The sequence below is a fragment of the Paraburkholderia sp. TE9906 genome, from assembly GCF_056279605.1.
On sequence record NZ_JBWCCT010000004.1, the window covers coordinates 380,512 to 405,781 of the forward strand.

Genomic DNA, 25,270 nt, shown 5'->3' on the forward strand with positions numbered 1-25,270 from the left:
CGCAGACCTGCAGAAGACCCGAAGCGCAAAACCGAAGCCAAAGAATCGACGCAAAAGAATCGACGCAAAAGAATCGCAGCAAAACGTCAAGCAGAACGCAACGCAAAACCCGAAGCAAAAACGAGCCTCTCGCAATCTCAACTCTGTTTCATCTTGCAGCCTGGAGCCAACCTCATGAACCTGCTGGTCCCGTCTTCTCCGTTTCGTTTGCGCGCGCTGGTCAGCGGCGGCGCGGTAGTGTTCGCGATGCTCGCGGGCAATGCGGCGCACGCCGACACCACGGCCGTCATGGCTGTCGCCTCGACCTTCACGACGCTCGATCCGTACGATGCCAACGACACGCTGTCGCAAGCGGTCGCGAAGTCGTTCTATCAAGGGCTGTTCGGTTTCGACAAGGACATGAAGCTGGTCAACGTGCTGGCCGAGAGCTACGAGGCGAGCCCGGATGCGAAGGTCTACACGTTCAAGCTGCGCCATGGCGTGAAGTTCCAGGACGGCACCGACTTCAACGCGGCGGCGGTGAAAGCGAACTTCGACCGTGTGACTGATCCGGCGAACAAGCTCAAGCGCTACAACATGTTCAGCCGCATCGAGAAAACCGAAGTGGTCGATCCGTACACGGTGAAAGTCACGCTGAAGACGCCGTTCTCCGCGTTCGTCAACGTGCTCGCGCATCCGTCGGCGGTGATGATCTCGCCGGACGCGCTGAAGAAGTACGGCAAGGACATCGCGTTTCATCCGGTCGGCACGGGTCCGTTCGAACTCGGGAAGTGGGACCCGGCGGGCGATCTGACGGTGAAGAAGTTCGCCGGCTACTGGAAGAAGGGCTACCCGAAGATCGACGCGATCGACTGGAAGCCGGTGGTCGACAACAACACGCGCGCCGCGCTGATGCGAACCGGCGAAGCGGACTTCGCGTTCCAGGTGCCGTTCGAACAGGCCGCGCAATTGCAGTCGAGCCCGAAGGTCGACCTGATCGCATCGCCGTCGATCATTCAGCGCTACATCAGCCTGAACGTGAACCAGAAGCCGTTCGACAACCCGAAGGTGCGCGAAGCGCTGAACTACGCGGTCAACAAGGAAGCGCTGAGCAAGGTCGTATTCGCTGGCTACGCGACGCCGGCCGACGGCGTGGTGCCGCAAGGCGTCGACTATGCGACCAAACTCGGGCCGTGGCCGTACGACCCGGCCAAGGCGCGTGCGTTGCTGAAGGAAGCGGGCTATCCGAACGGTTTCGAAACCACGCTGTGGTCCGCGTATAACTACTCGACCGCGCAGAAGGTGATCCAGTTCGTGCAGCAGCAGCTCGCGCAAGTCGGCATCAAGGCGCAGGTCGAAGCGCTCGAAGCGGGGCAGCGCGTCGCCAAGGTGGAGAGCGCGCAGGATCCGGCTACCGCGCCGGTGCGGATGTATTACTCGGGCTGGTCGTCGTCGACCGGCGAGGCCGACTGGGCGGTCACACCGCTGCTCGCGTCCGTCTCGTTCCCGCCAAAGATGGTCAATACCGCGTACTACAGGAACGACACGGTCGACAGCGATCTGAAGCAGGCGCTCGAAACCACCGACCGCACGCAGAAGGCCGCGCTTTACACCGATGCGCAAAAACGCATCTGGGCCGACGCGCCGTGGATCTTCCTCGTCAAGGAGAAGGTGGTGTACGCGCGCAGCAAGCGTCTGTCGGGTGCTTACGTCGCGCCGGACGGCTCGTTCAATTTCGACGAGATCGCGATCAGGTAATGCGCTGAACGCCCGTCCCGGCATATTCGATGAAATACGCCGGGGCGATAGCCGCGCTATCGCCGATCTCGACTCTTCGTTGCCCGTATCACTGCCGGATTGGGTTCCATGCTGAACTTCCTCGTCAAACGTTTCTGTGGCCTGCTGCCGACGCTCTTCATCGTCGCCGTGCTGGTGTTTCTGTTCGTGCATCTGCTGCCGGGCGACCCGGCGCGGCTGGCCGCCGGTCCCGAAGCGGACGAGGCGACGGTTGCGCTGGTGCGCGCCGATCTCGGTCTCGACCGGCCGATGCCGCAGCAGTTCGTCCATTTCTTCTGGCGCATCGCGCACGGCGACTTCGGTATCTCGACGCGCAGCAAGCGGCCCGTCAGCCAGGAAATCGCCGAGCGCTTCATGCCGACGTTGCTGCTCACGGTCGCGAGCATGGCATGGGCGGTCGTGATCGGCATGGCGCTCGGCATCGTGTCGGCGGTGTGGCGCAACCGCTGGCCCGACCGGCTCGGCATGACGCTCGCGGTGTCGGGTATTTCGTTTCCGGCGTTCGCGCTCGGCATGCTGCTCATGGAGATTTTCTCGGTGAAGCTCGGCTGGCTGCCCATCGTCGCCGATGGCTCCTGGCAGAGCTACGTGCTGCCGTCGCTCACGCTCGGCGCGGCGGTGGCGGCGGTGATGGCGCGCTTCACGCGGGCGTCGTTCGTCGAAGTGATGCACGAGGATTTCGTGCGCACCGCGCGCGCCAAGGGGGTGCCCGAGCGGCTCGTGATCGTCAAACACTGCCTGCGCAACGCGCTGATTCCCGTCATCACGATGATGGGTCTGCAGTTCGGTTTTCTGCTGGGCGGCTCGATCGTGGTCGAAGTGGTGTTCAACTGGCCGGGGCTCGGGCGCCTGCTGGTGGATGCCGTATCGATGCGCGACTATCCGGTGATTCAGGCCGAAGTGCTGTTGTTCTCGCTCGAATTCATCATCATCAATCTGGTCGTGGACGTGCTGTACGCCGTGATCAACCCGACCATCCGTTTCAAGTGAGGCCTGCATGAGCACGACCGTGACCGAGTCGAATGTGGCCGACGCCGCGTCCGCCGAACGCGTGATCCGCACACCGTGGAGCGAGTTCTGGCGCAAATTCCGCAAGCAGCACGTGGCGCTCGCCGCCGGTATTTTCGTGCTGCTGCTGATCGTGGTCGCGCTTGCCGCGCCGCATCTAGTGCCGTACGACCCGGAGAATTTCTTCGATTACGACGCGTTGAATGCGGGGCCGTCCGCCGCTCACTGGTTCGGCGTCGATTCGCTGGGCCGCGATATTTTCAGCCGCATTCTCGCAGGCTCGCGCATTTCGCTCGAAGCGGGCTTTCTGTCGGTGGCGATCGGCGCGGTGATCGGCACGTTCTTCGGACTGCTGGCCGGTTACTACGAGGGCTGGTGGGATCGCATCACGATGCGCGTCGCCGACGTGCTGTTCGCGTTCCCCGGCATTCTGCTGGCGATCGGTGTGGTGGCGATTCTCGGCAACGGCATGATCAATGTGATCTGCGCGGTGGCGATCTTCAGCATTCCCGCATTCGCGCGGCTGGTGCGCGGCAATACGCTGATGCTCAAGCAGCTCACCTATATCGAAGCGGCGCGCAGCATCGGCGCGTCGGACTGGACCATCATCGTGCGGCACATTCTGCCGGGCACGATCTCGTCGATCGTGGTGTACTTCACGATGCGCATCGGCACGTCGATCATCACTGCGGCGAGCCTGTCGTTTCTCGGCCTGGGCGCGCAACCGCCGACCCCCGAGTGGGGCGCGATGCTCAACGAAGCGCGCGCGGATATGGTGACCGCACCGCATATCGCGCTGTTTCCGAGTCTGGCGATCTTCCTCACCGTGCTCGCGTTCAATCTGCTCGGCGACGGCTTGCGCGATGCGCTCGATCCGAAGCTCGACCGGCCATGAGCGCAGCCGTTGACTCAGGGCTGCCTGCGCCGCATATCGGCACGTTGTCCGACGGCCCGCTCGGCACGATTGCGGACGTGCCAGGCGTCACTGTCGGCCATTGCACGCTCGATCAAGGCGCGCTGCAAACGGGCGTGACCGTGATCCGTGCGCATCGGGGCGATCCTTTTATCGACAAGGTGCCGGCGGCGGCGTCGGTGATCAACGGGTTCGGCAAGAGCATCGGGCTCGTGCAGGTCGAGGAACTCGGTACGCTCGAAACGCCGATCGCGTTGACCAATACGTTCGGCGTCGCCTCGGTTGCGCAGGCGCAGATTCGCGCCGCGATACGCGCGAATCCGCAGATCGGGCGCGAATGGTCGACGGTCAATCCGCTGGTGTTCGAGTGCAATGACGGCTACCTGAACGACATCCAGGCGCTGGCCGTTACCGACCAGCATTTCAATCAGGCATTCGACAACGCGAACACGCATGTCGCAAGCGGCTCGGTCGGCGCGGGGCGCGGCATGTCGTGCTTCGATCTGAAGGGCGGCATCGGCAACGCGTCGCGCGTGGTCGAGGTGGCGGGGCGTGGCTATACGGTCGGCGCGCTGGTGCTGGCGAACTTCGGCCGCCTGCCGATGCTGACGATCGACGGCACGCCGCTTGGGCGCGTGCTGGCCGAACGCGCGCGCGTGGCGCACGCGGCCTCCGAAGCGGCGGCGGGTGCGTCGACGACGAAGCCCGAGCAAGGCTCGATCATCATGATCGTCGCCACCGATGCCCCGCTCGACGCGCGCCAGCTCAAGCGCCTCTCGCTGCGGGCGGCGGCGGGCCTCGCGCGAACCGGCTCGGTATACGGCCACGGCAGCGGCGATATCGCGCTCGCGTTTTCGACTGCTTATACGGTGCCGCACGCCGCCGGCTTCGTCACGCTGCCGCCGCTCGTCGCCGATGCGCGTCTGGACCCGCTGTTTCGCGCGTGCGCGGACAGCGTCGAGCAGGCGATCGTCGATGCGTTGTGGAGCGCCGCTTCCGTGACGGGCCGCGACGATCATCGACGCTTGTCGCTGCACGACAGCGTGCCCGATCTCGCTCAACTACTGAGACCCACTCGCTGATGAAAGTCCTGATTTCCGCCGACATCGAAGGCGTGGCCGGCGTATTCCACCCCGAGCAGACGCGCGCGGGCAACGGCGAATATGAAGCCGCGCGCCGCTGGATGACGCTCGAAGCCAACGCCGCGATCGAAGGCGCATTCGACGGTGGCGCGACCGAGGTGTGGGTCAACGATTCGCACGGCGGCTTTCGCAACCTGCTGCCCGATCTGCTCGATGCGCGCGCCCAGATCGTGCTCGGCAAACCGCGCACGCTCGGCATGATGGCCGGGCTCGAATACGGCGCGTCGCTGGTGTTCATGATCGGCTATCACGCGATGTCGCAAACGCGCGGCGTCCTCGCGCACACGATCAATAGTTTTGCGTTCGCGCGGGTTTCGTTCAACGGCGTCGAACTCGGCGAGGCGGGCGTATATGGCGCGCTGGCCGAAGAATATGGCGCACGTGTCGCGCTTTTATCCGGCGACGATGTCTTCGCCGAAGAAACCGCGCCGCGCTTTCCGCATGCGCGCTTCGTCGTGACGAAACGCGCGACCGGGCAGACGAGCGGCGCGACACAATCGCCAGCCGGCGCGCGCGAGGCGATCAGGAGCGCTGCGCGCGAAGTGGTCCGGCAACACATCGCCGATGGTTATGTGCCGCACGCGACGCGCGCGCAAGCGAAGCCGGTCGACTGTGAACTGCGCGTGCAGACGAGCGCGCTGGCTGATCTGTTCTGCCAATGGCCGACGCTTACGCGTGTCGACGCGGTGACGTTGCGCTTTGGCGCGGCGTCGGCGGAACATGCGGTGCGGATGCTGAACTGTCTGTCGGCGATGTCGTTCATGCTGCGATAGTGGCGAAGTCAGCGGGGCGACGGCCGCGTGCCAGGTCTACACGGCAATTTCACCACGCTTACATCTTGTTCAAGAAAGCCGCCTTGATGACACGTTTCGCGAGGAAGCGGTACTCTCTGGCATTCCGGAGGTACCGACTTTCTCACTGAATGGGGTACGGCATGGCTAAGCAGACTATCGCGGACTATCTGGCCAGAACACTGGCCGCAGCGGACGTCGAACGGATTTGGGGCGTGACGGGCGACAGCCTGAACGGCTTGTCGGATAGCTTGCAACGGCTCGGCTCGATTCGCTGGATGCATACGCGTCACGAAGAAGTCGCCGCCTTCGCCGCCGGTGCCGACGCCGCCGCAACCGGCAAGCTCGCGGTCTGCGCGGGCAGTTGCGGGCCGGGCAATCTGCATCTGATCAACGGGCTGTACGACTGTCATCGCAATCATCAGCCCGTGCTCGCCATCGCCGCGCATATTCCGTCCTCGGAAATCGGCCTCGGCTACTTTCAGGAAACCCATCCGCAAGAGTTGTTCAAGGAGTGCAGCCACTTCGTCGAACTGGTGACGAATCCGTCGCAGTTTCCGCGCGTGCTGGCGCGCGCGATGCGCACCGCGATCGAAGAGCGCGGCGTCGCGGTGATCGTGCTGCCGGGCGATGTCGCGCTCGGCGAGGCGCCCGATGAAACGCCGGCATGGGCCGGCACGCTGGAGCGCTCGACCGTGGTGCCGTCCGCCGCCGATATCGACCGGCTCGCCGATCTTCTGAATCAGGCTGGCGGGGTGACCCTGCTATGCGGCAGCGGCTGCGCGGGCGCCCACGACGAAGTGATCGCGTTCGCCGACCAGCTCGGCGCGCCGACCGTGCATGCGCTGCGCGGCAAGCAGTACGTCGAGTGGGACAATCCGTTCGACGTCGGCATGACCGGGCTGATCGGCTTCAGCTCCGGCTATCACGCGATGATGTCGTGCGACACGCTCGTGATGCTCGGCACCGACTTCCCGTATCGCAACTTCTATCCGTCGCATGGCAACGTGGTGCAGATCGACCGGCGCGGCTCCGCGCTCGGCAAGCGCGCGCCGCTGAAGCTGGGGCTCGTCGGCGACGTCAAGGCGACCTTGCAGGCGCTGTTGCCGAAGCTCAAGCGCAAGACCGACCGGCGCTTCCTCGACAACGCGCGCAAGCACTACGCGGATACGCGCAAGGGCCTCGACGATCTCGCGCGGCCCTCCGATCTGGGGCGCGCGATTCATCCGCAATATCTCACCAGCATCGTCGACCAGGTCGCGAATGAAGACGCCGTGTTTGCCGCCGACGTCGGCACACCGACGCTATGGGCCGCGCGCTATCTGACGATGAACGGCAAGCGCAGCCTGCATGGTTCGTTCAATCACGGCTCGATGGCCAATGCGATGCCGCAGGCGCTCGGTGCGCAGGCCGCGGAGCCGGGGCGCCAGGTGATCGCGCTGTCGGGCGACGGCGGTTTGTCGATGCTGCTCGGCGATCTGCTCAGCGCGCGTCAGCTCGACCTGCCGATCAAGGTCGTGGTGTTCAACAACAGCACGCTCGGTTTTGTCGCGATGGAGATGAAGGCGGGCGGCTATCTGGAAGCCGGCACCGATCTCGCCGCGACCGACTTCGCGGCGATCGCGCGCGGCGCGGGAATCTACGGAGTCCGGATCGAACAATCGGAGAACATCGAAGCGGCGTTGCGCGAGGCGTTCGCGCATCCGGGGCCGGCGGTGATCGACGTGGTGACCGCGAAGCACGAACTCGCGCTGCCGCCGAAGATTCAGTGGGCGCAGGCGAAGGGCTTCAGTCTGTATATGTTGAAGGCGGTGCTCAATGGGCGAGGGGACGAGGTCGTCGAACTGGCGGCTACGAATTTGCGGTGAGGTTTGAGGCTCGTGATGCGAGCCGGGCGACGCAGGCGGCTGCGGCGGTGAGACTCGCGCTGCCGTAGCCGCGTCTTCACCGCGCGCCACACGCACACCGCTGCCTCACGCGCAAACGCAGCGACATACCTGCGCGCCAGAGCACGCCAGACTACTGCTGCCGGCTCAGCTCACGCGCCGCGCGATCGATCACATCGGCAACCGCGCCCGCATGCGATACCGGCGCGAGATGGCTCGACGCCATCGGCACGACCTTCGCGCCCATCCGCTCGGCCATGAAGCGCTGGACTTCGGGTGACACCGCGCGGTCTTTGGTCGTCAGCACGTACCACGACGGCTTGTCCTTCCAGCCGACCTGGCTGACCGTTTCGCCGAACGCCTTCTGCGCGATCGGCACCTGCGCGGCAGAGAGCACGCGCGTGACGTTCTCGGGCACGTCCGCGGCGAAGTCGGCGTGGTAGCGGGCGCGGTCGAGCCACAGGAAGCCGCTCGGGTCCGCGCTGATGGCCTGGCCCGCGGGCATCGGCGCCGCGCGCTTCATCAGGTCCATCGCCGACTCGTGCAACTGCGGCGCGATCGCGGCGATATACACGAGGCCCACGACGTTGGGCGCATTCGCGGTTTCGGTGATCACGACGCCGCCCCACGAGTGCCCCACGAGAATCGTCGGACCCTGCTGGCGCGCGAGCACGCGGCGCGTGGCGGCGACATCGTCGGCGAGCGAAGTGAGCGGGTTCTGCACCGAACTCACGTGATAGCCCTTCTGCTGCAATTTAGCGACGACGCCGTTCCAGCTGGACCCGTCGACGAACGCGCCGTGGACCAGCACGACATTGCGTACCGGGCCGTTCAGCGGCGCGGCAGGAGGTTGGGGAGCCGTGGCGACTGACGGCGCGGGACTGGCGGGCGCGGCCATCGGCGCAGCGGGGGCGGGAACGGGGGCACCGGTTTCCATGCCTGGCTGGTCGGCCGCGGCCGGTTGCGTCGTGGGGGCCGCCGTTTGCGCGAAGGCGGCCGACCCCGCGAAGCAGAGAGACAAAGCAGCGGCGCAAAGCAGGCGTTTGGGCGACATGTTGAATCTCCGCAGGCGGAAAACTTCGACTAGGGCAACATACCGAAGCACCAGGCCAGTGACAATCACAATCCTCGCGGATAAGTGCGGCGCAGAACCAACGCGGGTTGCTCCCAGTATTTAGGTCATATCCACCGAGGTAAAATTACCGGTTTTGCCGGGCCGAACCATAAGTTCGACTGGGTGATCGATATCCATACACTGGGGCGCAATTTGAATAGTGCACAGCAACAAGACGGCCTGAAGCGGGGGCTGAAGAATCGCCACATCCAGTTAATCGCGCTGGGCGGCGCCATCGGCACGGGCCTCTTTCTCGGCTCCGCGAGCGTGTTGCAGGCAGCCGGCCCGTCGATGATTCTCGGCTACGCGATCGGCGGCATCATCGCTTTCATGATCATGCGGCAGTTGGGCGAAATGGTCGCGCAGGAGCCGGTCGCCGGATCGTTCAGTCATTTCGCGTACAAGTACTGGGGCGATTTTCCGGGTTTCCTGTCCGGCTGGAACTATTGGGTGCTGTACGTGCTCGTCAGCATGGCCGAGCTGACCGCGGTCGGCACCTACGTGCATTACTGGTGGCCGGGCGTGCCCACGTGGGTGTCGGCGCTGGTGTGTTTCGCCGCCATCAACGCGATCAATCTCGCCAACGTCAAGGCCTACGGCGAAACCGAGTTCTGGTTCTCGATCATCAAGGTCGTGGCGGTGATCGGCATGATCGTGTTCGGCGGCTTTCTGCTGATCAGCGGCCATGGCGGCCCGCAAGCGTCGGTCACCAATCTGTGGAGCCATGGCGGCTTTTTCCCGCATGGCTTTCATGGTCTCTTCATGATGCTCGCGGTGATCATGTTCTCGTTTGGCGGGCTGGAGCTGATCGGCATCACGGCAGCCGAGGCCGCCGATCCGCAGAAAAGCATTCCGAAGGCCGTGAATCAGGTGATCTACCGGATTCTGATTTTCTACATCTGCTCGCTGGCGGTGTTGCTGTCGCTGTATCCGTGGAACGAGGTGGCGGCGGGCGGCAGTCCGTTCGTGATGATCTTCTCGCAGATCGGCTCGACGCTGACCGCGAACGTCCTCAACGTGGTGGTGCTGACGGCGGCGCTGTCGGTGTACAACAGCGGCGTGTACGCGAATAGCCGCATGCTCTACGGTCTCGCGGAGCAGGGCAATGCGCCGCGCGCGCTGATGAAGGTCGACCGGCGCGGCGTGCCGTATATGGCGATCGGTTTGTCGGCGCTCGCTACGTTCACCTGCGTGATCATCAACTATCTGATTCCGGCCGAAGCGCTTGGTCTGTTGATGGCGCTGGTGGTCGCGGCACTGGTGCTGAACTGGGCGCTGATCAGCCTGACGCATCTGAAGTCGCGCAAGGCGATGGTGGCTGCAGGCGAGACGCTCGTGTTCAAGTCGCTATGGTTCCCGGTCAGCAACTGGATCTGCCTCGCGTTCATGGCGCTGATCCTCGTGATTCTGGCGATGACGCCGGGCCTGTCGGTGTCGGTGTGGCTCGTGCCGGTGTGGCTGCTGGTGATGTGGGGTGGCTACGTGTTCAAGCGTTGGCGCGCGGAGATGCATCGTGGCGCGCGGGTAGCGGAGCGGTAAGTTTTTAGGAGAAGGCGTGGGTGGCGGATTTGCGCTCACGCTGTTGATCGAGGCTGAGAGTGCATCTTCGATGCGATGTGCTCTCGTCAGGCCGGCCCAACCGCCAGAAACGAAAAACCCCGCAGGCGGCAAACGCTGGCGGGGCTCGTGGCACTACGCAAACAAACGGTCAATCGAATTCTCTGGTGCCCAGGGCCGGAATCGAACCGGCACGCCTTGCGGCGGGGGATTTTGAGTCCCCTGCGTCTACCAATTTCACCACCTGGGCAGATCCTGCAGCGTGCGCGTCAGAATCTGGCGCGCCGCGAAGACGCAGATTATGGCCGAAAATTCGACGACGGGCAAGCCACTTGCCTTCAGCGCGTCACGTGGCACTCACACCGTGCGGGAAAACCGTTCGAGCGTCTGCTGGCCGAGGTAGCGGTCGAACACCATCGCGATGTTGCGCACGAGCATGCGGCCGGCCATCTGCACGTCGAGCCGGTCGGCGCCGATCGACACCAGTCCATCCTCCTCGAAACCGCGCAAGCGCTCCAGCTCTGGCGCGAACGTTTCGCCGAAGTGGATGCCGTAAGCAGCTTCGAATTCATCGAAGCGCAGTTCCAGGTTGCACATGAGTTGCGTGATTACGTCGCGACGCAGACGGTCGTCGGCGGTGAGGCGCACGCCGCGCGTGATCGCGAGGCGCCCCGCGTCGATCGCGGCCGCATAGCCGGGCAAGTCCTTCGCGTTCTGCGCGTACACGTCGCCGACCTTGCCGATCGACGACGCGCCGAAGCCGATCAGATCGCATTCCGCCCGCGTGCTATAGCCCTGGAAATTGCGATGCAAGGTGCGCTGCGCCTGTGCGCGGGCGAGTTCATCGGTAGGCAGCGCGAAGTGATCCATGCCGATGTAGACGTAGCCCGCGTCCGTCAGCCGTTCGACCACCCGCTGCAGCAGCGCGAGCCGCTGCGCCGGCGAGGGTAGCGTCGCGGGGTCCATCTGACGCTGCATCTTGAAGAGCTGCGGCATGTGCGCGTACGCGAACACCGACAGACGATCGGGCGCGAGGTCGATCATCGTGTCGAGCGTGCGGCTGAAGCTGTCGACTGTTTGATGCGGCAGTCCGTAAATCAGATCGACGCCGATCGAATGAAAGTGCGTGTCGCGTGCGGCCTGCATCACGGACACCGTCATCTCGAGCGGCTGAATGCGGTTGATCGCCTGCTGCACGAGCGGATCGAAGTCCTGCACGCCGAGGCTCAAGCGATTGAAGCCCAGTTTGCGCAGATGCGCGATGGTGTCGGGCGACGCTTCGCGCGGATCGACTTCGATCGAATATTCGGCCTCGGCATCGGGCTGCAACGCGAAGTGTTCACGTGTGGCGGCCATCAGTTCTGCCGTTTCGTCGTGCGACAGAAAGGTGGGCGTGCCGCCGCCCCAATGCAGTTGTGACACCGGACGTCGCGTGTCGAAACAGGCGGCTTGCAACGCGATCTCCCGCTTCAACTGATCGAGGTAGGGGCGCGCGTGCGCGCGGTTTTTCGTCGCGACCTTGTTGCAGCCGCAGTAGAAGCACACGGTGTCGCAAAACGGAATGTGGAAGTACAGCGAGAGATCGGTCGAGGATGCGCCGGGGTCGGCCGCAGCACGCAGATAATCGGCGGGGTCGAACTGGTCGTGGAACTGCAGCGCGGTCGGATAGGACGTATACCGTGGGCCGTTCGCGCTGTATCTGGCGAGCAGGTCAGGGCGGAAAAGCGTATTGGTGAGGGTCATGAGAGGCTCGTGGCAGTTGGCCACGAGGAAGAGGCGGGAGCCGGCGCGTTTGCCAGACCGGATCGAACTGCGCGAACGCCTCTTGAGCATGGCCTTTCGGAGTCGTTGAGTTTAAGTGAGGGGTGACCGCCCGGATTGTGTAAAAAGGTCGCACGGAACGTGGTGGCACAATGCGGGTCTGGCAATGCGGTTGCCTGTTTCCGAGATCAGGATGGATGTCGTGAGTGATGTGTTGAACAGCAAGTTGAAAAGCCCGTCGAACAGCGATGTGAAGCGCGAGTTGCCGTTTCACGCGGCTGATCACGCGTGCCGTCCCGATTGCGGCGCGTGCTGTATCGCGCCGTCGATTTCGAGTCCGATTCCGGGCATGCCACACGGCAAGCCGGCGGGCGTGCGCTGCGTGCAACTCGGTGACGATCTGCGTTGTGCAATCTTCGGGCAGCCGGAGCGGCCTGCGTGCTGTTCCGGTCTGCAACCGCAGACCGACATGTGCGGCACCGATCGTGGCGAAGCACTCGCCTGGCTGACGCAGCTCGAGATACAAACGCAACCGCACGTAGCGGCTCGCTAGTCCGTCAGGTTGGCCGCACCTGCCTTGTGCGCCAGACAACCCGCATCAGCCGACCATCAAACAACCCAACCGCATGCTCGAAAAGGCTTTCACTGGAGATTTCGCATGACTCGATCCGCAGCGCCGGCCCGGCGCCGCTTTCTGCGCGCCGCGCTGACCGGCTGTAGCGTGCTCGGCATCACCGTATCGCTCGCGGCCTGCGCGACGCCGACGTTTCCGTTCATTCCATCGCACTACACGTTCTCGCAGCAGCAGGTGCAGGACGCGGTGCAGCGCAAATTCCCGTATCAGCGCACGGTCTCGCAAGTGTTCGACGTCGCGCTGACTCATCCTGTAGTCGGTTTTCTGCCGGATGCGAACCGCGTCTCCGTGAAGCTCGACGCGCGCTTCGCGAGTCCGTTCATGCCGCAGCCGGTGGACGGCGTGTTCACGCTGTCGAGCGAACTCGCCTATGACGCCGCCAGCAGATCGGTCGTATTGAAGTCGCCGAATGTCGACAATGTCAGCGTGAACGGACAGGCGCAGGTCTACACCCAGCAGATCAACGCCGCGGCGGCGCTGCTCGCGACGCAGTTGCTGACCAACTATCCGATCTACACATTCAAGCCCGAACAACTGCAATTTGCCGGAGTGAATTACGAACCCGGTACAATCACCATCCTTACAAACGGCATACGCGTGCAAATCGTCGAAAAATGACGGAGCGCGCGGCCGGCGGGGCCGCGCAAGCACGTGACTGTTCGCGCCGGTCCTGTTCGTTCCGACAATCTACCGCGATAAGGGGCACGGATGGACTGGCTACTGGCTTGCAAGGCGCTGATTCTGGGCGTCGTCGAAGGGTTGACCGAGTTTTTGCCGGTGTCGAGCACGGGGCATCTGATCGTCGTCGGTAGTCTGCTGAATTTCACCGACCAACACGCGAAAACCTTCGATGTCGTGATCCAGCTCGGCGCGATTCTCGCCGTGTGCTGGGAGTTTCGCCGCCGCATCGGCACCGTGGTGGTTGGATTGCCGAGTCGGCCCGAAGCACGCCGCTTCACGCTAAACGTGATCATTGCGACGATTCCGGCGATCGTGCTCGGCCTGCTGTTCGAAAAAACGATCAAGGCGGCGCTGTTTTCGCCGGTGCCGGTCGCGTTTGCGCTGGTGGCGGGCGGTGTCGTGATCCTGTGGGCGGAGGCCCGTCAGCGGGCGCGCGGCGCCGAGGTGGTACGGGTGCGCAACGTGGACGACATGAGCGCGCTCGATGCGCTGAAAGTCGGTCTCGCGCAGTGTTTCGCACTGATTCCGGGCACCTCGCGTTCGGGCGCAACGATTATCGGTGGGATGCTGTTCGGGCTGGAGCGGCGGGTCGCCACGGAATTTTCGTTTTTCCTCGCGATTCCGATCATCTTCGGCGCGACCGCGTACGAGCTCTATAAGGACTGGCATCTGCTGTCCACCGACGCGCTTGGCAGCTTCGCGGTCGGCTTCGTCGCGGCCTTCGTCAGCGCGTTCATCTGCGTGCGCTGGCTGCTGCGCTACATCGCCTCCCATGATTTCACCGCGTTCGCGTGGTATCGGATCGGCTTCGGCTTGCTGATCCTGCTGGTCGGTTATAGCGGTGCGTTGAGCTGGGCCGAATGAGGTTTTGCGTTTTGCTCGTGCCATGAAAAAAGGTCCGCTCGATTGAGTGGACCTTTTTGCTTTCGGGGCGTGATTTCCCGGCGACTTGCCGGCGCCAAGTTTTACCCGGCGTTGCGTTTGCGGAACACGAGGTCCCACACGCCATGCCCGAGGCGCAGCCCGCGCCGCTCGAACTTCGTCACCGGACGATACTCCGGGCGCGGCGCGTAGCCGTCAGCGGTGTTCTGCAGGGCCGGTTCGGCGCCCAGCACTTCGAGCATCTGCTCCGCGTAGTTTTGCCAGTCGGTCGCGCAATGCAGATAGGCGCCCGGCTTCAGGCGCGACACGAGCAGTGCGACGAACTTCGGCTGGATCAGCCGGCGCTTGTGGTGGCGCGCCTTGTGCCAGGGGTCCGGGAAAAAGATGTGCACGCCGTCGAGGCTATCCGGCGCGATCATCTGTTCGAGCACTTCGACGGCGTCGTGCTGGATGATGCGGATGTTCGACAGCGACTGCTCGCCCATCAGCTTTAGCAGCGCGCCGACGCCCGGTTCGTGCACTTCCACGCCGAGGAAGTCGTCGTCGGGACGATGCAAGGCGATTTCCGCAGTGGTCGCGCCCATCCCGAAACCGATTTCCAGCACACGCGGCGCGGTGCGGCCGAACACGCTGGTCCAGTCGGGCTGCTGCGGCGCGTAGGGCACCACGAAGCGCGGGCCGAGTTCGTCCATCGCGCGGCGCTGGCCGGTCGACACGCGGCCGGCGCGCGTGACAAAGCTGCGGATACGGCGCCGATGCAGCGCTTCGTCTTGCGGCGCGTCGTCGCCGGCGGATTGGCCTTCGGCAACGCTCGGGGGCGTCGGGAGTTCGTCCGGCAGGCCGGTGTCGTTTGGATCGTGGATCATCGTCGATGCTGCTACAAGGGTGAGGGCTTCGCGGCTTGCGCGCCGTGCCTGTCCGCGCTGGCGGCGTGGGCTGCGAAACGTGCGCGTGGTTGGCTAGCGCCGTGTTTTGCGACTCCGGTGCCTTGCGACTCGCCACGCCGGGCCGCCGCCACTACAAAAAAGCCGCCTTCATGGAGGCGGCTCGTGCTGTATTTTTGCTGAAGGCTCAGCGGAAGGTGGAGCGGGCGATGGGAATCGAACCCACGGCTCTAGCTTGGGAAGCTAGGGTATTACCATTATACGACGCCCGCAGAGCGCACAATTCTACTCGGGAAAGGGGGTTCAGCGCAAATCAGGCCACCCTTTCCCGCCAATGCTGCGCGTCTTCAGATCACAAAGTACGTCAGTTGAACGGCGGCGCGAGTGACCACCATCAGCAGCACCTGCACGATCACGAACAGCAGGATCGGCGACAGATCGATCCCGCCCAGTTGCGGAATCACCCGGCGCAGCGGATTCAGGAACGGCGCGGTCAGCTGATACAGAATCGGCATGGCCGGCGAGCGCGGGTTGAGCCACGACAGCAGCGCCATCAGGATCGTCATCCAGATAATCAGATTCAGCGCCCACTTGATGAGGGTCAGCACGGCGACGATCAGCAGCGTCGGCACGAGCGTGAGCGGATCGGCGCCCGTGAGGACCACCATCAGCACGACGTACACGATCGCCGCGATCAGCGCCGCGACGAGGCTCGCCCAGTCGATGCTGCGTGTACTCGGCAAGATGCGCCGCAGCGGCAGCACGATCCAGTTAGTGGCGTGCAGCACGGCGTTCGTCACCGGGTTGTAGGGCGGCATGCGCACGACCTGCAGCCAGGCGCGCAGCAGCAGCGCCGCGCCGAACAGCGTGAAGACGGTATTGAGCAGAAAACGGGCGATATCGCCAAACATCTCGTGTCCTTATGCTTCGGATGGCGGCCGTCGATCGGCCGCGGAGTGCCGGCGTCGACCGATCGGTGGGCGCCGGCGGTTCATTGGGATTGCATGCGCGTTTCGCGCGTGGATTCGGTGACGCGGCTTGACCGGATGCACCGGCAAGCATGATGACACGCCACCGTTTCGCCGCGGTCTGCTCGGCATCACACGGAAATCTTGATCTCGCTGATCAGAATCGTGCCGTTGCCGCCGTTGGTGTAATTAGGAATGTCGGCCGTCAGTTGCTCCGCGGCTGGCTTGAAGACCTTGTAGAAGTCGTCCGCGCTGTCGAACAGGAAGTGGCCCGCGGCCACGTACGGCGGCGGCGTTCCCGGCGGCCCGGCGTTGATGCCGACGTCGACCGACCAGCCCTTCAGCGACGGCCCGAACAGCTTCGCCGCAAGCGGCATATGCGTGACGCTGTAATAGTCCACATCGAAGTGGCCGTTTTCCCGATACGGATAGAGGATGCTGACCTTGATCATTGTGCGTTCTCGTCTGTTGGTCCCGAAGCGCGGCGCCGGCGGATTGCGTGCTGCGCCGGACGTCACATTATCACGCCTTACTTGACGCTTGCACCTGCCGCGGCCTGATTCAGCGACCGGTTCAGCGATTCTTCCACCGCCTCGGCAATTGCCTCGATCGCCGCAGGCGGGCTCGCGCGGCGTTCGGCGAGTCCGACCGCGCGCCGGGACAGCAAACCGTACAGCGCGGCGTGGTCGCCACCGAGGTTTTCGAGCAGCGCCAACTGCTTCTCCACGACCCCGGTGTCGCCGCGCGACACGGGGCCCGCGAGCGCGTTGGGCAAGCCTTTGTCGCGGGCGGTTTCGATGGTGCCGGCGAGCATCGGCAGGAGCGCGCGCAGCGCGTCGTCTTCGGCGAAACCCAGGGTGCGCCATAGCGCGACGCATTCAGCGAGGCTGCACAGCGCGAAGCTGGCTGCGTAGTGCGCGGCGGCGTGATACAGCATGCGGCCGCCCGGCGGAATCGACAGCGGATGGCAGCGCAGCGCGATGGCCAGCGCCGTCAGCGTGTCCTTCAGCGCGCCGTCGGCCTCAATCGTCACCGAGCAGCCGGCGATCCGGTCGAGATCGGCGAGGTCCCCGCTAAAGAGGTAGAGTGGATGAAATCCTCCGATCGCTGCGCCCTGGTCGCGCGCCGGCGCCAGCAGCTCCACCGGCGACGCGCCGCTGCAGTGCACCAGCGCCTTGCCGGACTGGGCAGCGTCCCGGCCGAAGCGCAGTGTGTGCGCTGACGTACCGATGCTGTCGTCCGGAACGGCTAAAAAGACGATATCGGCGGCGTCGACAACGTGCTGTGGATCGTCGGATGCCGTGCAATGCTCGATTTGACTGGCAAGCCTGGCGGCCGAGGCTGCCGAGCGGCTCGCCACCGCCGTGACCGGATAGCCGGCGCGTGAAAAGCTCAGCGCGAGACAACGCGCGAGCCGGCCCGCACCGATAAACCCGAGGCGCGGCAGAGAGGACTGGGACATGGTTGCCTGCTCCAGACGGAACATTTGAACGGGAAAGCAGAAGTATCGCGCATTCGGCTGTCAGCAGCGTGATCTGGCACCGACTTTCCTTCGAGCGGCTTGCGCACGATCTGGCGCCTGCAGCCGGTCATCCGACCGTGCCACGGCGGGTTCGAAAACTGCTCGCCATTCGTGATTTGCGTGATACGTCAGTTTGGTAGTCGCTGTTTCTGGGTACTTCGTTTCGCAGTCAGATTCGGGAGGTCGACGATGAGTATTTTTTCGTACCGAAAGCACTTGCGGTTCTTGACACATGCACAGCGCCGTCGCTGGTGGGACCAGAAAAAGCGGCTGACGCCGCGTGTGCGCATCAGCGGCGCCTATGTCCCGCCTAGCGTGTCTCGTGAATTCGCCTATGTGAAAGTCGGCTGAACCGCGACGCTCACAGATGAGAAATGCCCGGCGCATTCGCCGGGCATTTTTTATGGCGCGGCCCAATTGCGCTGTCAGTATTGAATCTAATTTGTAATCAAAGATTACCGAAACGCGAACTCGAAAAACGCCGGTTTCGGGAAATAACGATTGGCGTATCTCTGAAGCCCCTCAAACCCTTGATTTTCGGCTTGCCCCGGAGCTGCAGTGAGGCTCGGCGCGCCTGAGCGAACCAAAACCTATTGCCACGAATTGCAATTTGCAACAAATGCGAACAGAAGTGTGCGGTCTTTTTCGATAAATTGTTCCAATAGCATGCAAGGCATGCGAAGTCGGCGACCTTGGTAGGCCGCGCTAGGAGAACAAAGTGAAAAAGATCGTTCCGTTCGTTGTTGCCGCAGGGCTCGGCCTTGGACTTGCCGGTGCTGCTGAGGCGCACGTTTCCGTGGGTATCGGGATTGGGGTGCCGGTCGCGCCGGCTTATCCGGTGTATGCCGCGCCGCCACCCGTCTACTACGCACCGCCGCCGCCGGTCTATGCACCGCCCGTCGTGTACGCGCCGCCGCCTGTCGTGGTAGGTGGCTATTACGGGGGCTATGGCCGTCCTTATTATCGCCACGGCTACTATCACGGTTATTACGGCCACGGCTACTACCGCCGCTAGACGCGGTAGGCCCGTTGAGGCATATCGACGGCGTAACGCCGGCTTGATCGCCGGGTTACGCCGTTTTCAGTTTATGCGCCCGCGCCAGCGGCGTTGACGTTCAAAAGCATTCGCGAAGCTGGGAGAATGGCTGTTTCGCCACCGCTCAGGAGAATTTCGCCGATGCAAGCGCTTCCCGCTCCCACTTTCGACGACGTACTCGACGCCGCAGCGCGTCTTGAAGGCGTCGCCCACCGCACCCCAGTCCTGACGTCGAGCACGTTCAACGAGCGCACGGGCGCGTCGGTGTTCTTCAAGTGTGAAAATTTTCAGCGCATGGGCGCGTTCAAGTTTCGCGGCGCCTGTAACGCGATTTCGCATTTCGACGCGGAGCAGCGCAAGGCGGGTGTGCTGACGTATTCGTCGGGCAATCACGCGCAGGCGATCGCGCTGTCGGCGCGCCTCGCCGGCATCCGCGCGACGATCATCATGCCGCACGACGCCCCCGCTGCCAAAGTCGCGGCGACCAAGGGCTACGGCGGCGAAGTGATCACCTACGACCGCTACAAGGAAAACCGCGAGGAGATCGGCCGGCGGCTCGCCGAGGAGCGCGGCATGACGCTGATTCCGCCGTACGACCACCCGCATGTGATTGCCGGGCAGGGCACCGCGGTGAAAGAGTTGCTCGACGAAACCGGTCCGCTCGACATGCTCTTCGTGTGCCTCGGCGGCGGCGGCTTGCTCGGCGGCAGCACTTTGTCGGCGGTTCAGCTGAGCCCGACGTGCACGATAATCGGCGTGGAACCGGAGGCGGGCAACGACGGCCAGCAGTCGCTCGCGTGCGGCGAGATCGTGCATATCGACACGCCACGCACGATCGCCGACGGCGCCGCCTCCACGCATCTCGGCGACTACACGTTCGCGATCATCCGCAAGCACGTGGCGCGGATCGAAACCGTCAGCGACGCGCAGTTGATCGAGACGATGCGCTTTTTCGCGCAACGCATGAAGATGGTGGTCGAGCCCACCGGTTGCCTCGCCGCGGCGGCGGTGCTCAACGGTATCGTGCCGGTGAAGGGCAAGCGGGTCGGCGTGGTGGTGAGCGGCGGCAACGTCGATTTGCCGAAGCTCGCGGGGTATCTCGCCTGAACGACCGGTTCGAATCGGATTGACGACGACGGCTTGCCCACGCAAGCCGTTTTTTCATCAGCTCGCGACGTGCGTGCTTTGCACGATCAGATCGTGATATCCGTTGACGATCACGCTGTACGAAAAATACGCGAACAGCAGTGCGGACAGCACATGACAGGCGCGCAGCAGACCGGCGCCGGCGCGCTTGCGGCCATGACTGCCGAGCCCGCAGATGAAGATCGTCCAGCACAGCCCGCCGAGAAAAAAGCCGCCGAGGAAGATCAGCGCGGTCTTCGGGCTGGTGGCGCCGGCCTTCGCGATCAACGCACCGCCGACCGCCGCGAACCATAGAATCGCCGACGGCGACGACACCGCCAGCAGCACGCCGCGCAAAAATCCGCGCCACGGCGACAGATGCAGCGCATCGGCGCCGCCTTGGCCCGCCACCGTCGGCGCCGTTGCCGGGAACATCGCCTCGCGCGCCATTTTCCACGTGAGAAACAGCAGGATCGCCGCGCCGCCGATCCATACCACCCAGCGCACCGAATCGAACTGCAGCAGCGCGGCCATGCCCGCGAGCGCGAGCGCCGCGTAAATCAGATCGCCGACACAGGAGCCGAGACCGAGCCAGAACCCGGGCTTGAAACCGTGCGAGAGCGTCAGCGAAATGATCGCGACATTCACGAGACCGATATCCAGGCACAGCGACAACGACAGAAAAAATCCGTCCGACATCATAGAAAAGGCGTGCATCCGTGCAACTACTCCATCTGCTTTGTTATTGGTCTTGTCGTGCGGCTCGCCTTACAGGCCCAGGCCCAGCTCGTTCCACAAGCTGTCGACGCGCTGTTTGACCGCATCGTCCATGACGATCGGGCGGCCCCATTCGCGGTCGGTTTCGCCGGGCCATTTGTTGGTCGCGTCGAGTCCCATCTTCGAGCCGAGGCCCGCGACGGGCGATGCGAAATCCAGATAGTCGATCGGCGTGCGATCGACCAGCACCGTGTCGCGCGCCGGATCGATGCGCGTGGTGATCGCCCAGATCACCTCTTTCCAGTCGCGGATGTTGACGTCCTCGTCCACCACCACGATGAATTTCGTATACATGAACTGGCGCAGGAAGCTCCACACGCCGAACATCACGCGCTTCGCGTGGCCGGGGTAGCTCTTCTTCATCTGCACGATCGCCATGCGGTAGCTGCAGCCTTCGGGCGGCAGATAGAAGTCGGTGATCTCGGTGAACTGCTTCTGCAGCAGCGGCACGAACACTTCGTTGAGCGCGACGCCGAGCACGGCGGGCTCGTCGGGCGGTTTGCCGGTGTACGTGGAGTGATAGATCGCGTCGCGCCGCATCGTGATGCGCTCGACCGTGAAGACCGGGAACCACTCCTGTTCGTTGTAATAGCCGGTATGGTCGCCGTACGGGCCTTCGAGCGCGTGCTCGTACGCGGCCGACGCGCCCTTGGCCGGACGCGGCGGCGCGCCTGCGGGAGCGGGCGAGGGCGTGCCCTCTTGCGGATAGATGAAGCCTTCGAGCACGATCTCGGCGCGCGCGGGCACCTGCAGGCCGTCGACGCCCGGCGTGAGGCACTTAGCGAGCTCGGTGCGCCCGCCGCGCAGCAGGCCTGCGAACTGGTATTCGGACAGCGTGTCGGGCACCGGCGTGACCGCGCCGAGGATGGTCGCCGGATCGGCGCCCAGCACCACGGCCACCGGATAGGGCTTGCCGGGGTTCTGCAGCGCGAATTCGCGGAAATCGAGCGCGCCGCCGCGATGCGCGAGCCAGCGCATGATCAGTTTGTTACGTCCGATTAGCTGCTGGCGATAGATGCCTAAATTCTGGCGGCTCTTGTTCGGACCTTTCGTGACGGTCAGGCCCCATGTGATCAGCGGACCGGCGTCGCCCGGCCAGCAGGTCTGGATCGGCAGTCTGCCGAGGTCGACGTCGTTGCCCTCCCAGACGATTTCCTGACAGGGCGGCGCGCTCACGGTTTTCGGCGCCATATCCCACACCGCCTTGGCGAGCGAAAGCAGCTTGCCCGCATCCTTGAGGCCCTTCGGCGGCTCCGGCTCCTTCAGCCCCGAGAGCAGCCGGCCGACGTCGCGCAGCGACTCCAGCGCCGCGCCGTCGCCTTCGCCGGCTTGCGCGTCGATACCCATGCCGAGCGCGACCCGGCGCGGTGTGCCGAACAGGTTGCCGAGCACCGGGAACGCATGCCGCTCCTTGCTCTCGAACAGCAACGCGGGGCCACCGGCGCGCAGCACGCGGTCGCATACCTCGGTCATTTCCAGGTTCGGCGAGACGTGTTGCGAGATGCGGCGCAGTTCGCCAATCGTTTCGAGACGGCCGACGAAGTCGCGCAGGTCTTTGTATTTCATCTGGTGCGGGTCAGGGCCGCATCAGCGGCAAAAGAGAAGGGCGCGGCGGGCTGCAGGGTGCCGGAACGAATTGTCGATTTTACCTGCGTTGGCTAGCGCACGTAGATCGACCGAATGGCTTACTCCGAACAGATGAGGTCGGTGCGTCCAAAAGGCGCATCCCGCGTGGCTCCTGCTGAACTGAACACTGTTCATTATTACAAATAGTTATACATTTGCTATTCTATAGTGTTGACGATCTATAAAACCCTGCATAGAATCCGTCCACATTGGTTGCAGGGCGTGAACCTTTTTACCACTGCCCCCGGTCCCACTGACGCAACGCGTCACCGCTTACCGATTCCCTGCACGGTTTTGCCGGTTTTTGAAGTCCTCGCCAGCGCCGATTGACGCTGGTTTTTCGCGTGGGAGCCAACGCCTGCTTTCTTAGCATCGCGTGTGCCATTTTTTCGAGATGGGCTCCCCACAAACGGTATTTGCCGTTTTCCCGACGTCGCTGCTGCCCTAACCAGACAGAGCACGCGATGTCTTGACTCTACGAACGTGTGGTACCGCCATCTTCATCGGGCGGGGTTCGCAGATCATGCAACATGGGAGATCTGAATGAACGCCTGGTTATCGTGGCGTCCCGATGAGCGTATTGCGCAAGTTGTGCGTGGTGTGCTGCGTCGCGGGACGCGAATGAGTCATTACCTGTTCAGCATTGTCGGCGGTGTCGCTGTCGTGCTGGCAGTCGCGCTGTGGCTGATGCCGGCTTGGCGCGGCACTCTTGCCGCGCGGTTGATGCCGGTCATCTCCGCCGCTGTGCAAGCGGGTCCCGCCCGTCTGCTGCAGGGCAATCCGCTGCCGTCCTTCGGTCCGCCCGGCAACGCGGGTGTGTCTTCCGACGACACGCTCTCGTCCAACTCGACGAACGGCGCGGAGACGAACAACGGTGCAAACAGCGGCGGCACCAGCCTCACCGTGAGCAACACCAGCTTCGACGGCGCTTTCGACGGCTCCGGCTCGGCCGGTATGGGCGTCGCGGCGCTGAACGGCCTCGATCCGCGCACCATGCAGAGCGTCACCGCGCTCGCACGCATGATCCCGTCGCAGCGCGTGTCCGCCGATGCGCGTGACGATCGCGTGCTGATCTCAAGCCGTGAGCAGGATCTGGTTGCGTCGTACCTGGCGCGGCGTTATCGCGTCGCTCAGGAGCCTGTCAGCGAGCTGGTGAAGGCGGCCTTCGACACGGGCCGCGAAGTTGGTCTCGATCCGCTCCTGCTGCTTTCCGTGATGGCGATCGAATCGGGCTTCAACCCATACGCCGAAAGCGGCGTGGGTGCGCAAGGCCTGATGCAGGTGATGTCCAAAGTGCATTCGGACAAATTCCAGTATTTTGGCGGCGAGAGCGCAGCTCTCGAACCGGTCGCGAACATCAAGGTGGGCGCGCTGGTGCTGAAGGATTGCATCGCCCGAGGGGGTTCGCTGCCGGGCGGCTTGCGTCTTTACGTCGGCTCGACCTCGCAGGACGACGGCGGCTACGGTGCCAAGGTGATGGCCGAGCGTGGCCGTCTGCGCGACGTGGCCCGGGGCCGCAAGGTGCCGATCAACGCGCCGCAGGCGCCGGTGCTGACCGCGTCGACCACCACCACGGCGGCGGCTGCCAGCGGCGGCAAGCGCGTGCAGGTGACGCTTCAGGGCGCCCATCAGCTGAGCGAGGCGAGTCCCGTGAAGGCGCCGGCGGCTCCTGAGCAGGACGATGCCAACACGAAGCACGTGGCATCGGCTTCGGAGTTGGGCGCTTGAAGTTGGGCGGCATCATGCCGGTGTAGCTGTCGGCAATTTGGTGCACGAGTAGCGGTTATGAAAAAGGACACCTAGGTGTCCTTTTTTGCGTCTGGAGAATCAGGAGGCGCGGTGTGCGGGCGGTCGGTGGGTCAGGGCGCGCGCGCAGAGGTCATCGGCAGGCCCGTCGCGGCAAATTCCGAGCGCCGCAGATCCGGCCCGCTGCTTGTCAGTGCCGCCCGAAGAGCTTCGCCAACCGCTCGACCGCTTCCTTCAGCTTGGGATAGGCCGTGGCATACGACAACCGGATGTACTCCTTCGGCGCGCGCGTGCCGAAGTCCATGCCCGGCACCAGCACCACGCCCGCGTCGTGCAGCATTGCTTTGGTGAGCGCTGCGCTGTCGCCGGCCGCGGGATGCGCGACGGTGCGGCAGTCGGCGTACACATAGAAGGCGCCGTCGGGCATCACCGGTACCGAGAAGCCCAGCGACTCCAGCGCCGGCGCGATGAAGTCGCGGCGGCGCTTGAACTCGAGGCGCCGCGCTTCATAGATGGCGATCGTTTCCGGCTCGAAGCAGGCGAGCGCCGCGTGCTGGGCGAGCGCCGACGCGCAGATGAACAGGTTCTGCGCGAGCTTTTCGAATGCGCCGACCATGCCGGGCGGCACTACCAGCCAGCCCAGCCGCCAGCCGGTCATGTTGAAGTACTTCGAGAAGCTATTGACGGTAATCACGTCGTCGCCGAACGAGAGCGCCGACACTGGCTTGGCGTCGTAGCTCAAGCCTTGGTAAATCTCGTCGACGATGGTGAACCCGCCACGCGCCCGTACGGACTTGACGATGCGTTCGAGTTCGGCCGGTTCGATCGACGTGCCGGTTGGGTTCGACGGCGACGCGAGCAGCACGCCGCGGGTGCGCTCGTTCCATAGGCGCTCGACATCGGCGGCGGTCAGCTGGAAGCGTTCGGCCGGCCCGCTCGGCACCATCACCGGCTTGCCTTCGGCGGCGATCACGAAATGACGGTTGCACGGATAGCATGGATCGGGCATCAGCACTTCGTCGTCGCGGTCGACCAGCGCAGCACAGGCCAGCAGCAACGCGGCGGAGGCGCCGGCGGTGACGACGATCCGCGCCGGATCGACGCTGACGCCGTAGACCTCGGCGTAATGCGCCGAAATCGCTTCGCGCAGCGCGTGCAGGCCGAGCGCATTGGTGTATTGCGTGACGCCACGGCGCAGCGCATTGCCCGCCGCTTCGATGACCGGCTCGGGCGCGGTGAAATCGGGCTCGCCGATTCCCATGTGAATGATGTCGCGTCCGTCGCGCTCGAGGAGCGCGGCCTCCTTGGCCAGTTCCATCACGTAGAAAGGCTGGATGGCGTCGACACGCGCAGCAAGCCGCACCAAAGGTTCGGTCACGGAGTTCATACAGTCAAATCCAGTTCAGAAGCAAAAGCGGGACGGCGTCCTGCGCGTTCATCA

Annotated in this window: 22 protein-coding genes and 2 tRNA genes; 13 read left to right on the plus strand and 11 right to left on the minus strand. The window is 64.1% G+C overall.

The features are described from left to right. Positions 1-174 precede the first annotated feature (174 nt). From gsiB to poxB, 6 genes are all read left to right on the plus strand, one after another. Positions 175-1,737, plus strand: a complete 1,563-nt coding sequence (gene gsiB, locus ACZ9H4_RS12630; protein WP_476119185.1) for a glutathione ABC transporter substrate-binding protein GsiB — start codon at positions 175-177, stop codon at positions 1,735-1,737. A 108-nt stretch (positions 1,738-1,845) separates the two neighbouring features. After that, a complete protein-coding gene (gsiC, locus tag ACZ9H4_RS12635; protein WP_408140692.1) occupies positions 1,846-2,766 on the plus strand; it encodes a glutathione ABC transporter permease GsiC in 921 nt (306 codons plus the stop codon). Positions 2,767-2,773: 7 nt separating this feature from the next. After that, positions 2,774-3,679, plus strand: coding sequence for a glutathione ABC transporter permease GsiD (gene gsiD, locus ACZ9H4_RS12640; RefSeq protein ID WP_476119186.1), 906 nt, complete (start codon positions 2,774-2,776; stop codon positions 3,677-3,679). After that, complete coding sequence (locus ACZ9H4_RS12645) at positions 3,676-4,779, plus strand: DmpA family aminopeptidase (protein WP_476119187.1); 1,104 nt, start codon at positions 3,676-3,678, stop codon at positions 4,777-4,779. Before gsiD ends, ACZ9H4_RS12645 begins: the two co-directional genes overlap by 4 nt. After that, complete coding sequence (locus ACZ9H4_RS12650) at positions 4,779-5,612, plus strand: M55 family metallopeptidase (protein WP_408140695.1); 834 nt, start codon at positions 4,779-4,781, stop codon at positions 5,610-5,612. The genes ACZ9H4_RS12645 and ACZ9H4_RS12650 overlap by 1 nt, the downstream gene beginning before the upstream one ends. Positions 5,613-5,773: 161 nt before the next feature. Continuing rightward, complete coding sequence (poxB, locus tag ACZ9H4_RS12655; RefSeq protein ID WP_476119188.1) at positions 5,774-7,498, plus strand: ubiquinone-dependent pyruvate dehydrogenase; 1,725 nt, start codon at positions 5,774-5,776, stop codon at positions 7,496-7,498. Positions 7,499-7,649: 151 nt separating this feature from the next. Here the strand turns inward: poxB and ACZ9H4_RS12660 are convergent, their stop codons facing one another. Beyond that, the gene (locus ACZ9H4_RS12660) at positions 7,650-8,570 is read right to left on the minus strand and encodes an alpha/beta fold hydrolase (RefSeq protein WP_476119189.1); all 921 of its coding nucleotides are present in this window, start codon (positions 8,568-8,570) and stop codon (positions 7,650-7,652) included. A gap of 213 nt (positions 8,571-8,783) precedes the next feature. On the opposite strand from ACZ9H4_RS12660, the gene ACZ9H4_RS12665 reads away from it, so the two are divergent. Beyond that, on the plus strand, positions 8,784-10,169 hold the full coding sequence (locus ACZ9H4_RS12665; protein ID WP_476119190.1) for an amino acid permease: 1,386 nt from the start codon (positions 8,784-8,786) through the stop codon (positions 10,167-10,169). A gap of 183 nt (positions 10,170-10,352) precedes the next feature. On the opposite strand, the gene ACZ9H4_RS12670 is transcribed toward ACZ9H4_RS12665, so the two are convergent. Both ACZ9H4_RS12670 and hemN read right to left on the minus strand, forming a co-directional pair. Beyond that, positions 10,353-10,437: transfer RNA gene (locus tag ACZ9H4_RS12670), tRNA-Leu, on the minus strand. Between the two features lie 107 nt (positions 10,438-10,544). After that, positions 10,545-11,930, minus strand: a complete 1,386-nt coding sequence (gene hemN / locus ACZ9H4_RS12675; RefSeq protein WP_476119191.1) for an oxygen-independent coproporphyrinogen III oxidase — start codon at positions 11,928-11,930, stop codon at positions 10,545-10,547. Between the two features lie 244 nt (positions 11,931-12,174). Between hemN and ACZ9H4_RS12680 the strand changes: the two genes are divergently transcribed. The 3 genes from ACZ9H4_RS12680 to ACZ9H4_RS12690 all read left to right on the plus strand — a co-directional run bounded on the left by ACZ9H4_RS12680 (position 12,175) and on the right by ACZ9H4_RS12690 (position 14,127). Then, positions 12,175-12,501, plus strand: a complete 327-nt coding sequence (locus ACZ9H4_RS12680) for a YkgJ family cysteine cluster protein (protein WP_476119293.1) — start codon at positions 12,175-12,177, stop codon at positions 12,499-12,501. 105 nt (positions 12,502-12,606) lie between these two features. Beyond that, positions 12,607-13,200: a DUF1439 domain-containing protein gene (locus ACZ9H4_RS12685; RefSeq protein WP_408323606.1), complete on the plus strand. Its 594-nt coding sequence runs from the start codon at positions 12,607-12,609 to the stop codon at positions 13,198-13,200. 90 nt (positions 13,201-13,290) lie between these two features. Further along, a complete protein-coding gene (locus ACZ9H4_RS12690; protein ID WP_408140706.1) occupies positions 13,291-14,127 on the plus strand; it encodes an undecaprenyl-diphosphate phosphatase in 837 nt (278 codons plus the stop codon). Between the two features lie 101 nt (positions 14,128-14,228). Here ACZ9H4_RS12690 and trmB read toward each other — a convergent pair whose 3' ends face one another. The 5 genes from trmB to ACZ9H4_RS12715 all read right to left on the minus strand — a co-directional run bounded on the left by trmB (position 14,229) and on the right by ACZ9H4_RS12715 (position 17,459). Continuing rightward, complete coding sequence (gene trmB / locus ACZ9H4_RS12695; protein ID WP_476119192.1) at positions 14,229-15,011, minus strand: tRNA (guanosine(46)-N7)-methyltransferase TrmB; 783 nt, start codon at positions 15,009-15,011, stop codon at positions 14,229-14,231. 216 nt (positions 15,012-15,227) lie between these two features. After that, positions 15,228-15,301, minus strand: a tRNA-Gly gene (locus ACZ9H4_RS12700). A gap of 75 nt (positions 15,302-15,376) precedes the next feature. Next, positions 15,377-15,940 (minus strand): YggT family protein, encoded by a 564-nt coding sequence (locus ACZ9H4_RS12705; protein ID WP_408140743.1) that lies wholly within the window; start codon positions 15,938-15,940, stop codon positions 15,377-15,379. 188 nt (positions 15,941-16,128) lie between these two features. Next, positions 16,129-16,449: an EthD family reductase gene (locus tag ACZ9H4_RS12710; RefSeq protein WP_408140745.1), complete on the minus strand. Its 321-nt coding sequence runs from the start codon at positions 16,447-16,449 to the stop codon at positions 16,129-16,131. Between the two features lie 77 nt (positions 16,450-16,526). Beyond that, positions 16,527-17,459: a Rossmann-like and DUF2520 domain-containing protein gene (locus ACZ9H4_RS12715; RefSeq protein ID WP_408140746.1), complete on the minus strand. Its 933-nt coding sequence runs from the start codon at positions 17,457-17,459 to the stop codon at positions 16,527-16,529. Positions 17,460-18,237: 778 nt separating this feature from the next. Between ACZ9H4_RS12715 and ACZ9H4_RS12720 the strand changes: the two genes are divergently transcribed. Continuing rightward, positions 18,238-18,534, plus strand: coding sequence for a hypothetical protein (locus tag ACZ9H4_RS12720; protein WP_476119193.1), 297 nt, complete (start codon positions 18,238-18,240; stop codon positions 18,532-18,534). A gap of 162 nt (positions 18,535-18,696) precedes the next feature. Then, positions 18,697-19,662 carry a threo-3-hydroxy-L-aspartate ammonia-lyase gene (locus ACZ9H4_RS12725; protein ID WP_476119194.1) on the plus strand — a complete coding sequence of 322 codons (966 nt, stop codon included), beginning with the start codon at positions 18,697-18,699 and terminating at the stop codon, positions 19,660-19,662. Positions 19,663-19,719: 57 nt separating this feature from the next. Here ACZ9H4_RS12725 and ACZ9H4_RS12730 read toward each other — a convergent pair whose 3' ends face one another. Beyond that, positions 19,720-20,397, minus strand: a complete 678-nt coding sequence (locus ACZ9H4_RS12730; RefSeq protein ID WP_476119195.1) for a LysE family translocator — start codon at positions 20,395-20,397, stop codon at positions 19,720-19,722. Positions 20,398-20,448: 51 nt separating this feature from the next. Continuing rightward, on the minus strand, positions 20,449-22,023 hold the full coding sequence (locus tag ACZ9H4_RS12735) for a UbiD family decarboxylase (RefSeq protein WP_476119196.1): 1,575 nt from the start codon (positions 22,021-22,023) through the stop codon (positions 20,449-20,451). A 603-nt stretch (positions 22,024-22,626) separates the two neighbouring features. On the opposite strand from ACZ9H4_RS12735, the gene ACZ9H4_RS12740 reads away from it, so the two are divergent. Then, positions 22,627-23,811, plus strand: coding sequence for a transglycosylase SLT domain-containing protein (locus ACZ9H4_RS12740; protein ID WP_476119197.1), 1,185 nt, complete (start codon positions 22,627-22,629; stop codon positions 23,809-23,811). 208 nt (positions 23,812-24,019) lie between these two features. On the opposite strand, the gene ACZ9H4_RS12745 is transcribed toward ACZ9H4_RS12740, so the two are convergent. Then, positions 24,020-25,216, minus strand: a complete 1,197-nt coding sequence (locus ACZ9H4_RS12745) for a pyridoxal phosphate-dependent aminotransferase (protein WP_476119198.1) — start codon at positions 25,214-25,216, stop codon at positions 24,020-24,022. Positions 25,217-25,270: the final 54 nt, after the last annotated feature.